The 12,568-nt window shown below is 41.4% G+C and carries 15 protein-coding genes; 1 reads left to right on the top strand and 14 read right to left on the bottom strand.

Going from position 1 to position 12,568, the window contains the following annotated elements:
- Window position 1: 1 nt before the first annotated feature.
- The 9 genes from ABE28_RS03000 to fdhF form a co-directional block, all read right to left on the bottom strand.
- A complete protein-coding gene (locus ABE28_RS03000; RefSeq protein WP_064464026.1) occupies window positions 2-544 on the bottom strand; it encodes a GNAT family N-acetyltransferase in 543 nt (180 codons plus the stop codon).
- Window positions 545-660: 116 nt separating this feature from the next.
- Window positions 661-939 carry a glutaredoxin family protein gene (locus ABE28_RS02995; RefSeq protein WP_064464027.1) on the bottom strand — a complete coding sequence of 93 codons (279 nt, stop codon included), beginning with the start codon at window positions 937-939 and terminating at the stop codon, window positions 661-663.
- Window positions 940-957: 18 nt separating this feature from the next.
- Complete coding sequence (locus ABE28_RS02990; protein ID WP_064464029.1) at window positions 958-2,292, bottom strand: LLM class flavin-dependent oxidoreductase; 1,335 nt, start codon at window positions 2,290-2,292, stop codon at window positions 958-960.
- A 57-nt stretch (window positions 2,293-2,349) separates the two neighbouring features.
- Window positions 2,350-3,372 carry an LLM class flavin-dependent oxidoreductase gene (locus ABE28_RS02985; RefSeq protein ID WP_064464031.1) on the bottom strand — a complete coding sequence of 341 codons (1,023 nt, stop codon included), beginning with the start codon at window positions 3,370-3,372 and terminating at the stop codon, window positions 2,350-2,352.
- Between the two features lie 130 nt (window positions 3,373-3,502).
- Window positions 3,503-4,417 (bottom strand): LysR family transcriptional regulator, encoded by a 915-nt coding sequence (locus tag ABE28_RS02980; protein WP_064464033.1) that lies wholly within the window; start codon window positions 4,415-4,417, stop codon window positions 3,503-3,505.
- 644 nt (window positions 4,418-5,061) lie between these two features.
- The gene (locus ABE28_RS24820; protein WP_156775669.1) at window positions 5,062-5,205 is read right to left on the bottom strand and encodes a hypothetical protein; all 144 of its coding nucleotides are present in this window, start codon (window positions 5,203-5,205) and stop codon (window positions 5,062-5,064) included.
- Between the two features lie 39 nt (window positions 5,206-5,244).
- Window positions 5,245-5,457, bottom strand: a complete 213-nt coding sequence (locus tag ABE28_RS02975; RefSeq protein WP_156775668.1) for a heavy-metal-associated domain-containing protein — start codon at window positions 5,455-5,457, stop codon at window positions 5,245-5,247.
- A gap of 16 nt (window positions 5,458-5,473) precedes the next feature.
- Window positions 5,474-5,971: a helical membrane plugin domain-containing protein gene (locus ABE28_RS02970; RefSeq protein WP_064464035.1), complete on the bottom strand. Its 498-nt coding sequence runs from the start codon at window positions 5,969-5,971 to the stop codon at window positions 5,474-5,476.
- On the bottom strand, window positions 5,946-8,933 hold the full coding sequence (gene fdhF, locus ABE28_RS02965) for a formate dehydrogenase subunit alpha (RefSeq protein ID WP_064464036.1): 2,988 nt from the start codon (window positions 8,931-8,933) through the stop codon (window positions 5,946-5,948). Before fdhF ends, ABE28_RS02970 begins: the two co-directional genes overlap by 26 nt.
- 334 nt (window positions 8,934-9,267) lie before the next feature.
- Here fdhF and ABE28_RS02960 point away from each other — a divergent pair, with 334 nt between their 5' ends.
- Window positions 9,268-9,486 carry a PCI domain-containing protein gene (locus ABE28_RS02960; protein WP_064464038.1) on the top strand — a complete coding sequence of 73 codons (219 nt, stop codon included), beginning with the start codon at window positions 9,268-9,270 and terminating at the stop codon, window positions 9,484-9,486.
- A 305-nt stretch (window positions 9,487-9,791) separates the two neighbouring features.
- Here ABE28_RS02960 and modB read toward each other — a convergent pair whose 3' ends face one another.
- The 5 genes from modB to ABE28_RS02935 all read right to left on the bottom strand — a co-directional run bounded on the left by modB (window position 9,792) and on the right by ABE28_RS02935 (window position 12,566).
- The gene (gene modB / locus ABE28_RS02955) at window positions 9,792-10,448 is read right to left on the bottom strand and encodes a molybdate ABC transporter permease subunit (RefSeq protein WP_064464040.1); all 657 of its coding nucleotides are present in this window, start codon (window positions 10,446-10,448) and stop codon (window positions 9,792-9,794) included.
- A gap of 54 nt (window positions 10,449-10,502) precedes the next feature.
- Window positions 10,503-10,886 carry a hypothetical protein gene (locus ABE28_RS02950; RefSeq protein WP_064464042.1) on the bottom strand — a complete coding sequence of 128 codons (384 nt, stop codon included), beginning with the start codon at window positions 10,884-10,886 and terminating at the stop codon, window positions 10,503-10,505.
- Window positions 10,887-10,948: 62 nt separating this feature from the next.
- A complete protein-coding gene (locus ABE28_RS02945) occupies window positions 10,949-11,290 on the bottom strand; it encodes a Na-translocating system protein MpsC family protein (RefSeq protein ID WP_064464044.1) in 342 nt (113 codons plus the stop codon).
- 13 nt (window positions 11,291-11,303) lie between these two features.
- Window positions 11,304-11,714: a phosphate-starvation-inducible protein PsiE gene (locus ABE28_RS02940; RefSeq protein WP_064464046.1), complete on the bottom strand. Its 411-nt coding sequence runs from the start codon at window positions 11,712-11,714 to the stop codon at window positions 11,304-11,306.
- Window positions 11,715-12,086: 372 nt separating this feature from the next.
- A complete protein-coding gene (locus ABE28_RS02935; protein WP_064464049.1) occupies window positions 12,087-12,566 on the bottom strand; it encodes a helical membrane plugin domain-containing protein in 480 nt (159 codons plus the stop codon).
- Between the last annotated feature and the right edge of the window lie 2 nt (window positions 12,567-12,568).

The following is a 12,568-nucleotide window of genomic DNA, read 5'->3' as shown; positions in this document are numbered from 1 at the left end:
CTCAATTTCCCCCGACATTTTTATTGACTAACCAATGGTTCTTGATGCGGTACAGCGTTTCATCTAGAATTTTACGTAGGTAGACAATCTTTTCGCCATCGTGAACTCGTTCGGCAAAAATCTCATAGCCTCTTCTTTCATAAATGGATACAAGCCAAGGGTGGCGATCGGCTGTCGCCAAATAGACAGCCGGCGCTTTCACCTGATCCCGAAGCATATTTTCTTCCACCCAAGTTAACAAAGCCGATCCGATGCCTTTTTGCTTATATAATGGATCTACCGCAAACCACCAAATGAAGGGGTAGGGACTGAAATGCTCGGGATCATTCCATGGATGGCGAACGGTCACGGTCGATACAATTTGGCCATCCTGTTCTAATACGTAAGTGAGATTCCGCCGAATATTATTCGTCACTAACTGCAAATCAGCCGTCGCAGCCAAAAATTTAATATTCAAATCCCTAATCGGTTCATACGCCCTAAGCGTGACCCCCAGCACTTCAGATGCATCCGTAACAGTAGCAAGACGGATTAGCTGTGACATGATTCATCCCCATCTCCATAGTTCATTATCCAAACAAGAATAGTCGGAATTATGTCGCGATTTATTCATTCACCTGTTCAAGACCTTTCTATCTGCTGCTGATTCATGAATTTTGGTTAAAATGCTGGATTTTTGTGATGGTACCGGTCAAGTGCTTTTTCAAGATGGGTGATGCCGACTTCTGTAACGGCCTCATAGACGTTCCCCCGCCCGATTTCAATAATGGGCACATACCGGACGCCATATTTGATTTCTAAAATATCGCGCCGTTCATCCTGGTTGGTAACATCCACCGTTTGATAAGCAATGCCCTTTTCCTTTAAGTATTGTTTAACATCCTCGCAATAGTGGCAGCCTTGTTTTGACCAAACGACGACAGATAGCTGTTCTCCCATATCATCTTCCTCCTTCGATTATTGTTTGATTTTTTCTTTCGCATAACGATTTTCCGGAAACGGCAGCCCCAGGTTGCCCCTTAATGTATCTGCTTCATATTCAGTACGATATATCCCCCTTTGTTGTAGGATGGGAACCACATGGAGAACAAAGTCATTCAAAGCGTTCGGGACACTTGAAGCAAAGATGAATCCGTCCGCCCCCTTCTCTTCGAACCATTGCTGCATCAAATCCGCCACTTTCTCTGGAGTTCCTATAAAGGGAGTACGGGGTGTAGATTCATTAAGGGCCACTTGACGGAGCGTCAAATGTTTCTCCTTGGCCTCCTGTTTAATTCGATCGGTCGTACTTCGGAAACTGTTTTTTCCGATGTCCCCTAGATCCGGGAAAGGGGCATCCACATCATATTGCGTAAAATCATGATGATCAAAGTACCGTCCCAAATAATCGAGCGCCTTCTCTACGGAAACAAGATTAGCAAGTTCTTGATATTTGTTCTCTGCCGCTTCATCAGTTGCGCCGATGATTGGGGCGATACCCGGCAGGATGACGATATCATCGGGGTTTCTCCCAAATGCACTGGCCCTGTTTTTAACATCTTGATAAAACTTCTGCGCCTCTTCCAATGTTGGGTGACCTGTAAAAATTGCATCCGCATCTTTAGCAGCAAGATTTTTGCCGTCTTCGGATGAACCAGCTTGGAAAATGACCGGACGCCCCTGTTTGGATCGAGCAATGTTAAGCGGTCCCTGTACAGAGAAAAATTCGCCTTTATGATTTAATTGGTGCATTTTTGAAGGCTCAAAAAACTTACCCGACTCCTTATCCCGAATAAACGCATCATCCTCCCATGAATCCCATAATCCTTTCGTGACCTGGATATATTCCGAAGCAATGCGATAGCGTTTGGCATGATCGGGATGTTCTTCAATGGTTTTGTTATAGTTCAAGGCAGTATTTTCAAGAGGTGTCGTAACAAGGTTCCATCCGCCGCGTCCATGACTGATGTGATCAAGTGAAGCAAATTGCCGGGCTACAGTAAATGGTTCACTATACGAAGTGGAAACAGTACCGACAAGCCCTATCCTTGTCGTCACGGCTGCAAGTGCGGACAACAGGGTAAGTGGCTCAAATCGATTCAAGAAATGGGGAATTGATTTCTCGTTGATATATAAACCGTCAGCGATGAATAATAAATCAAATTTTCCCTCTTCGGCCTTCCGGGCCTGCTCCGTATAAAATTCGATACTGACACTGGCATCCGCTTGTATGTCAGGATGCCTCCAACCAGATATGCTTCCTCCAACTCCATGAATAAGCGCTCCTAATTTCAACTTTCCCCGCTCAGACATCCATACTCCCCCTTTTAGTCTTTTATTGTATTGGAAGTCCCCAAATGAATGAAGACATCACCCTTGGCTCGTTACGTGTTTCCCTTCAGGTAAGGCTGATTGAAGCGGGCTCAATAATTGGAAGGATCGTAATCTTTCCGCTTCTTTTAAAACCGGTGTATGTAAGATGAACTCATCTACCCCGTATTTTTCATGCAAATTGGTTAACCGTTCTTTTACATAAGTGGGGGTTCCAGCAATAATATTGGAATCCTGTTCTTCAATTTCGTATGCTTCCCCAGCCTGCTTCGCAAATATCTCTGCTTGCTCAAGTGTTTGGACCGTCACTGAACGACCGCTTTTGAGATGGACTTTCACTATTTTTTGATCACCGATTAGCTGGATTGCTTCGTGCTGTGAAGGAGCGGCAATCACGGCAACCGATATCTTAAAGCTCCCAGTCGGAAAGTTGCTTCTGTAAATGCGTGCAGCATCATCGAGTACAGTCTCATTACTATTGATGAACCGGGCAAATACATAAGCGATACCAAGATTGGCAGCTAGCCTCGCACTGTCTGCACTCGCCCCGAGCAGGAACATTTCTGGTTTTATCGACGGAAGCGGTGTTGCTTGAACGCTTGCGAGAGGATGGGTATCATTAATCGAATTTTCAATTATCTTTTGCAAGAAAGATAACCTCTCTTCGAAATCTTTTCCATCATTCACGGTACCATGCTGCAGCGCCTTCGTTGACAAAGGGAGTCCCCCCGGTGCCTTTCCGATGCCAAGATCCACTCTGCCAGGTGCAAGATTCGATAACACATGAAAGTTTTCCGCCACTTTATACGGACTATAATGCTGAAGCATGACACCTCCCGACCCTACTCGAATCGAGTTTGTTTGGGCTAAAAGATGCGATATCAATACCTCCGGTGAAGATCCCGCCAAGGTTTCGGCATGATGATGTTCCGATACCCAGAAACGATTATACCCCCACTCTTCTGCGTATTTAGCCAGTTTAATGGTTTGCTGTAATGCATCAAATGCTGTAGAACCGGGAAATATCGGACTCTGATCTAAAATGCCAAGCGTATAACTCATAATTTCTCTCCTCCGCTCTAATTCCGAGTTAATTTATGTGATTAATTGATTTTGATATATCCTATCACCAGAACATCCGGATGGCAATGGTTTTACCAATAGAAAAAAATATGGCATTGATAGAAAATATCTATCGATTCGATTGTAACGGTGAGGGATGACGATTTTGTCCGAATTCCTGTATTGAAAAAAGGATGTCATTCCATAATAAAGGAGCCTCCATACCTTGATTTATGTGGGTTAGGTAGATGTGCTGCTTTATCTTGATTAAATGTGACACGTCCACTTCAACCAACGTACCCTCTTCTAACTCCTTTTTAATGCATAAATACGGTAAAAACCCGATACAGCTTCCGCTAACAATCAATGATTTAGCCACTTCCAGGTGATTAACTTGAAATTCTATCCGCGGCTCCACGTTAGAGACTTCAAATATTTTATGAACCTGATTCCAGTCGAATGCACCGCACTCAAAAAATACGAGTGGCTCCATTGCCAGGGTCTGCACAGAAAGCTCGGTTTGAACTTGAAAAGGATGTCCTGGATATACGACTAATCGAATCGAATTATCAAGCGTCTTGTGATTTCTCAGCCCACTATGTGTAACCTCCTTCATGAAGGCAATATCAACCTGCTTCCGGAGCAATTTATCCAGTAATTCCTCATTTGTTGCAGATATGAATTTAAAGCGTAAACCTGGATTGTTCTTTTTCCAGAGAGGAAGGGCGAATGGAATAAAGTATTGCGATGTAATGATATTGGCCCCAATCGTTATTTCCTCCAGATCACTTCCGGCCTTCAGCTGCTTTTTCCCCTGTTGAAAGGTACGAATGATCTGTTCCGCAAATGGAATGAAGGCTTTCCCTTTCTCGGTTAAAATGATCCCCCTCCCTTGCCTTTCGAACAGTTCCGAATCGAGCTCCCCCTCAAGCGTCTTGATTCTGGCAGAAACCGTTGGTTGTGATAAAAACATCGCCTCTGCGGCTTTATGGAAGCTATTAAAGTGAACCACATACATAAAAGCTTCAATATGATCAATATTCATTCCTTCTGCTCCTTTTTTTTGAAATGAACACAAAAAGCTCCTGCCCGCTCATCGCGTTCAGGAGCTTTCGGTTTTCCGATCAGCCCATCTTATTTTCATTGTTTATCCGATTTTAATCCTATAAATCAAATTAGTAAAGTGCGAATTAACAAAAAATTCAATTGAAGGTAAGAGGATATTCGGTCCGTCACCGCTGACAGACGCCATGTAGAGATTTCCCGCTTTTGCCAGACAGTTCTAGATAAAATAAAAAAACACTCCGTATTCTTCCATTTATTTTTTCATTTTGTCTCCAGCTATGGATGCCTGCCGCGTTAAAACATCTCATATTTTTTCATCATTTCAACATTCAAATATTTTAACTAACATACACCACATCGCATGACTTGGTGAATAGCAACAAAGCGAAAACAGCTTTTTTTTTATACATGTGTACCATAGGTTTTCATTAAAACAACATTAGCTTGAAAAGGCAGAAATGCTGTTAAAACAACATTTCTGCCTTTTCCTATCAATTAAATCAATTTCAGCTTCATCCAAAATTCTTTCCCGCCATTCAATCTCGATCTCATTCATCAATGGCTTATTCAACTCCATTTTCTCTCATCCGTCAGCGAATTCAGGACAAGGTCTTCAGGTTTGGATTATATTTGCTGAATAAAGGATTGGGAGGCGAAACTGCGCTCGGTTCTGCAGGTTTCACATAAATGAAGGATCCTCATTTGTTCTTGACCACTACCATCTTGATCTAATTCCTCTTCAGCACCGCACACTTCACATACTTTCATTGTCCATCTCTCCTTAATAACCAGATTCGATGAAAATGGCTACACTTCTTTAATGTAGAATCCCGTATCTTTCACAGCCTGAAGAAAATCTACTTGAGAGGCTGCTTTCTCATCATAGCTAAATGTAACCAGCTTGTTTGCCAAGCTAACTTCAACTTCACTTACTCCCCAGACTTCGTTTAAAGCATGAAGAACTTTATTAACATCATTCTCATTTCTCATACCTTCCACTTTAAGAACTCCATTTTCCACTTTACCATTCTCCTTTTTAGTGCAGCTCTCGCTTATCTCCTTGAAATGCCTCTCCCATTCCTTCTAAAAAGCCCAACATAGTCGTCAGGGAGGTTCTTACTTCCGGATTTCGAATACTATTTCCTAGTTGCCATAAGCTCACTTTTTCGTGTTTATCTATATTCTCTGCCAATTTATCCATACCATGACTTACTCCATTCAGAACTGTTTGTAACTGATCGGGATTCAATTGGCCAAGGAAGTTAAAGGCATTCATGCCATTCTTGATTGTATTATGCATACTAGGCTGATTGAGCTGTTGAACGGCAATCACCCCTACATCAACCCGTTTCTCCAGGAGCCCATTCACCGTATTCAAAACACCCATATCATGGAGTTGCCTTACGATTCCAATTGTCTCCATGATCGCATCTCGGTTCTCTGCCAATGCTGCCACAATGTCTGTGATCGCTTTTGATTGCTCTTCTTGGGGATCTGCGGTTTCTTTTCTAATTTGCTTGATTGCTTTCGCCAATATCATCACCTCCTATTTCGAATAACTCTGTAATTGGAGTAAAGTCTTCCCGTTTCCATTTTTCTTCCACTCTCACACTGATTTGAGGAAGACGGTTCCCGAATCGGTAGTTCACTTTCGGTAAAGGTGATTCTCCTTTTTCTTCGAGAACCTCCATTTTCACACTCATTTCCTTATAGTTCGGTGTGTGGGTTACCGTGTCATGATAACTGCTTGTCAGACGGTTAACCGCTTCCTCATCTTCTCGTGTATTCATCGTTAAGTATAATTCGTTCCCAGTTACACGCTCTGTGACTATTGCTCTTACCTTTACGTGACCATAAGGTGAGGTTAAACGAACGAGAGAGCCATCCTCGATTCCACGTTCCCGAGCAAGCTCCGGTGATACCTCAAGCCAAGGGTGGGGAACCTTATGTGTCAGTCCTTCTGACTTGTACGTCATATTCCCTTCATGGAAATGCTCCAACAGTCGGCCATTATTTAAATGTAAATCATATTCATCACCGGCTTCAAAAGGAGGGGTCCATTCAAGCGGAATGAGCCGTGCCTTGCCATCTTCAAACGCGAACCCTTCTTCGAAAAGGATCGGCGTATCCGTACCATCTTTCGCAACTGGCCAGATTTGACTATTGAACCCTTCCAGTCTTTCATAGCTCACCCCGGCAAAATAACCAGCAAGACTCGCTGCTTCATCCATGATTTCGCTTGGATGCTGATAACTCCAGTTCGCTCCTAGATGATTAGCAAGCTCTTGGAATATGAGCCAATCCGGTTTAGAGTCTCCAAGTGGCTCAAGCACTTGATAAAACCTTTGAATCCGGCGCTCTGTATTAACGAATGTACCGTCCTTTTCCAGACTCGGAGCTGCAGGCAAAATAACATCGGCGAATTGCGCCGTTTTACTGAAAAATAAATCCTGGACAACAAAAAACTCCAGATCTTCGAGCATAGTATCAACAAAATTCACGTTCGAATCCACAAATGCCATGTCTTCACCGAATAAGTACAACGACTTTAGTTTTCCTTTCTTGACACCTTCAAGCATTTGATGATTATCCATTCCAGGATCTTTAGGCAAAGAAACGCCCCATGCCTTTTCATAGCGTTTTCTGACCTGCTCGTCTTGAATCGGTTCATAGCCAGGGAACCATGAAGGCATTGTACCGAAATCGCATGCTCCTTGAACGTTATTATGTCCTCTAAGTGGGTAGGCACCTGTTCCTGGACGGCCATAATTCCCTGTGATTAAAAGCAGGTTGGAGATTGCCGTACTCGTATCCGTTGCTCCCTTATGCTGGGTGACACCCATGGCCCATAAGATGCATGCCGATTTGGCTTCATGAATCATGGTTGCCAGCTTAATGAGTTCCTCCTTTGTAATGCCGGTCATTTCTTCCGCATAGTCCAATGTGAATTTATCAAGAGAATGAAGATAACTCTCAAGCCCATTCACTCGATTTTTTAAGAACTGTTTGTCTTCCCAGCCCTGCTCCAACATATATTTGGTGACGGCTGATAACCAGATAAGGTCCGTACTAGGCTTGGGATGAATAAAGAGATTCGCCCGCTCCGCCAATTCATTCTCCCGTAAGTCCGCAACGATGAGTTTATGCCCATGAAGCTTATGAGCGCGTTTAATTCTGGTTGCTAGGACAGGATGGGATTCAGCAGGATTAGCGCCAATTATGATCACCAACTCCGATTTCTCAATGTCCTTGATGGATCCTGAATCTCCGCCTATTCCTACTGTTCTCAAGAGCCCTGCCGTTGCCGGTGACTGACAATACCTCGAACAATTATCGACATTGTTCGTTCCCATGATTGCACGGGCAAATTTTTGGAATAGATAATTCTCCTCATTGGAGCATTTGGATGAGGCAATATAACCGATCGAATCAGGTCCATGCTGCTCCTTGATGTCTGTTAACTTCGAAGCGATCAGAGTCAGTGCCTCCTCCCATGTCGCTTCAATGAATTCATCTCCCTGACGGATCAATGGCTTGGTTAGACGCTCTTCACTATTTACATAGTCCCAGCCCCATTTGCCTTTCACACAAGTTGAAATCCCATTTACAGGTGAATGCTCTTGAGGCTCAATTTTCAAGATTTGCCGATCTTTTGTCCATACTTCAAAGCTGCACCCAACTCCACAATAAGTACAAACCGTTTTAGTACGTTTGATTCTCGCCTTGCGCATAGCTGCTTCCACTTCTGAAATCGCGAAAATTTCTTTATACCCCGGTTCGACTTCCTTGGTTAGATCAATCATTGGCGCTAATACTTTCGGGGGAATGGATGTTAAATAACCGGCTTCTCCCAACATCGATTTTTCCATTAAAGCATTACACGGGCAAACCGTTACACAATGTCCACACGAAACACAAGACGATTCATCTATAGGTACATCGTTGTCCCAGATTACACGAGGTTTTTCACGTTCCCAATCAATCGTTAATGTTTCATTCACTTGCAGATCTTGACAAGCTTCCACACATCTTCCGCATAAAATGCATTGATCTGGCTCATATCGATAGAAAGGATGTGAATGATCTGGAGGATAAGGCTTCGCCTCGAATTTATATTTTTGATGCTCGATTTCCAGATACTCCGCCGTATTGTGAACGACACAATTTCCATTGTTATTATCACAGACTGTACAGTAAAGTTCATGATTCTTTAAGATTCTAGACATCGCCTCGTACTGCGCATCCTTCACAGGTTGGGAAAGCGTATCGACGTTCATTCCAGGTTCTGCTTTCGTCGCACAGGCACGCACCATTTCACCCCCAGCATTGACAAAGCAAGTATCGCAAGTTTGGATGGTTCCTAAGTTTGGATGGTAGCAAATACTTGGGATGTATGTTTCATGAGCTTGAGCCACTTCTAATATAGTTTGTCCTGGATAAGCTACGTATTCCTTTCCATTAATTTGAAAGGAAAATGAGGATGTAGATTCTTTCACATGTTTACCTCCTTATTATTCAATGAATATGTAGTCTTTTAGCATGTCTTTTAGCATTCAAGTTTCACCTACAAACCCGATTCCTCTTTTAGCATCTCCAATGAACGCAGGAATAATTTATACAAATCCCACAATATGTGAGAAAAATGAGCATAAACCCTATATCACTTCTATCTTCTAATTTGCTGACGAAACCGCCAATTCAAGCAATTTGCAGCCGTATCACATTCTATTTCATAATGATTTATTCATCGTAAAGGCATAAGAAAACGATGAAAGGGTTAATCTTAGAAGGAATTATGTTTTGTAATCATGACGAAGGTAGGTTTTCACAGTGGAAAAAGAACTTTTATATCAGCGTGTACAAAGTATGATTATATCTTCAGCTAAAAAGCCTAAATACTCAGCCCTCTCTACCGTAAAAATCGCTGACTTATTTGGAGTAAAACCTGATATTATCGAAGACATGTTACAGGAATTAATAAACGAAGGGCGGCTGCGTAAGGACAAATTGACTGAAGCTCCAAATTACGAAGTGTATTCATTACCCTGAATAGGGTAGCGGTTTACAATTTAAAGGATGCGATACATACTACAACCTATCGCAACATCTAGGGAGTTTTTTGTTTGGAGGCTTTCATTCGTTGTGGATTTATTTTGGATTGAAGCGAAGCGGCAGTTCGATGCAATTTATTCATGGTGCAGGAGGGCGCATTGGCCTGGTCCCATAACCATTCGGTTGATGTACAAACGGAATATGGAGTTGAACGTTGCTCGGAGCCAAGGTAACAGTAATGGTTTTTCTAATAGGTTCTCCATCCAAGCCGGCAGTTGCCTCATTACTTAGCAAACGAAATGTCACTTCTGTTTCATTTGGACAATCCATAACATGATAAACGAAAGAATAACCATTAAAAGAACCCATAACCAAGCTAGCTTCATATTTCCAGTGTCAATGGCCAAATATATCGCTGTAGGTACCGTTTGCGTCTTGCCCGGAATATTTCCGGCAACCATTAAGGTAGCACCAAATTCCCCAAGTCCCCTGGCAATGCTCAAAACACCTCCTGAAATGATCGCTCTAGAAGCCAAAGGAATCGAAATCATAAAAAAAACTTGCCATTCATTTGCGCCAAACACTCTCGCGGCATCTTCGATTTCGTGATCTATTCCCTGGAAACCTATCTTGGCTGACTGGTACATTAGAGGAAATGCGACAATAATGGATGCGAGAACAGCGCTCCACCATGTAAAAAGAATCGATTGCCTAAAAACCATTTCTATGGCTTCCCCCATCACACTTTTCTTTCCCAAAACCGTAAGCAATAAGAATCCCACCACTGACGGAGGTAAGACCAATGGAAGCATTAAGATCGTCTCTACTATAACTTTTCCTTTGAAATTTTTCAGAGACAGAAATCTACCGGTTATGGTTCCTAAAATAATTACAGCTACGCCAGAGATGATGGTGATTTTAATTGATAACTGTACGGGCGTTAGAAACTCTTGAATCATTTATCCTCCTAATAAATAATGATTTGATTTTCATTAAAAATCTTCAAGCACATCTTAAGAAGTTGATTTTTTCATTTCAAAGAATTCACTCTCAATTCCCCTGCTATCCAACCTAAAAACGGAAGCTATTCCTAAAAACAATGAAAATAACTGTAAAAACCAATCCTTATTACTTTTTCTCGTACCTATACACTTGAATATTTCTTGAAATTGGATTCTTTCATCTGCGGCGACGATAGGAGCTGCACCAAAATACTTCAAAACAAAATCGAATTCCATCTGAACTGCTGCCTGTAACATATCGTTTAAAGTCTCGATGTAACTTTCAATGTTTTTTTCTTTATACAGTTTTATAAAGTCGCTATTCACCCTCGAAATAAGCAACTCTATATCCAAGTCAGTGATTTCAGTCATCTCGATCATTTTTTTAATGTCCATTGCCTCTCCTCCTCTATTCGTAAGTTGAACCAAGAGTCATTATTGATTGAAAGATATTTTAGTTACCCTTGAATAGGCTTATCAAACACATAAATTGTCATCGCTGTATCTATGTCCAAGTCAATATCTGTAAAGATGCTCACAATTTTTGCCTTCACCAAATCCTCGATTTTTTTCAAAACCACAGGATTTTTATAAATTTGCTTTACTAATTTGGTTCTTGCTTCGTGGACCATCCTTTGTCCATCTCTTGAACTGATCATAAAATTCTCTACATTGGTCAAATTGCCCTTCATCTCACTAATTGCCCAATTGTCTACAAAGCGTGTATGAATTTCCTTTGGTCCATTACCTACATATTCTTTACGTATCTCACGAATTAACATATTAAACTGATGCTCCATGTTTCCATTTCTCCTATCTGATTCTTTTATTTTTTGATCCTTCTGGTGAAGGCAATAGTATATAGCTTATTGTAAGCATGAGAATGACTAGGGACAGCCATAAATTTTGAAATGAATTTCCATTGTTCACGATAATAAACCGGATTGTCGCTGTAATGCCAATATATAAAAGGTATCTAAGCGGGAAATGGTGACTTTCTTTGAAATACGTCAAGATCATTGATATGAATCCAAAATACAAGAAAAAAACTAAAATTTTACTGAACGTTCTATGAACGTCTTTATTTTCTAACAAAATATCACTTAAAATGTAATATAATTCTCTAAAAAGAAAATAAGTTAGAATGAAACTAAGAATGATTAATGCTATATTCAACACTATTTGATAAAGTTTGATCAACGATCTTCCAGCTGATTCATCCATCTGTATCCTCCATCTTCGTTATCCCACTCCTACATGATTTTTTCCCGTTCATCCACTTCCATTTTTCTTATTTTGTTTTGCCTACCGAAAACTAGCTGCATAATTTCTGCCCATAAGCTAGTTACGAAATGCATCACCACTGATGAAGAACATGCCCAAAGAGTTCCAAATAAAAAGTCCATGAGCATGTACTAAAACAGTTTCCATTCATTAATGACGCTAAACATTTTTAGCTATCGAAAAGTGATGGATGCCCGGCTCCTTACATCCTGTACCGTTTGCATGAATAAAGATCGACCCTTTTACATTCATTCTGTACTTCGTCTCGAGAAAGCATACTAATTACTGGCAGGGATCGGGACTCTCATTTAGTTATTTATTCAGACCTTCGCCTAGCCCCTTCAATAGATCGATAGAAAACCTCATAACTCGATTCACATCGGGGTCTCTTAGCAGCTTCACTAAATCAAAAACACCTACTTTTTTGTTTGCCTGGAATCCTTCCTCTGCTCTTTGAAGCCCTTTTGATAAGCCTCCCACTAATTTTTGTGTTGTCTCAGGGTCCAATTCTGTCAATACTCCAGCTGCAGCCATGGCATTATTAAGCGCATTAGTTACAGGGGGACGCAACATTTGCCCTACTGCAATTTTAGCTACATCTTCTTTTGCCTCGACAAGATTATTGATTGCCCCAAGAATTCCGCTATCATGCAGTTCCTGGAGAAGTTTGATGGTTTCTTTAATCCCATCTGAATTTCGTGATATATCCTGTAATACGACATCAAGCTCCTGGATTTGCTTTTCTTTTTCAGTAAGCACTGGTTCTTCTATTTTCGTAATTGGTTTTGCCATTA

The sequence above is a fragment of the Peribacillus muralis genome (assembly GCF_001645685.2).
GTDB classification, from domain to species: Bacteria; Bacillota; Bacilli; order Bacillales; family DSM-1321; genus Peribacillus; species Peribacillus muralis_A.
The sequence above is the reverse complement of the archived record's forward strand: the minus strand, read 5'-3'. Positions and strand labels throughout refer to the sequence as shown.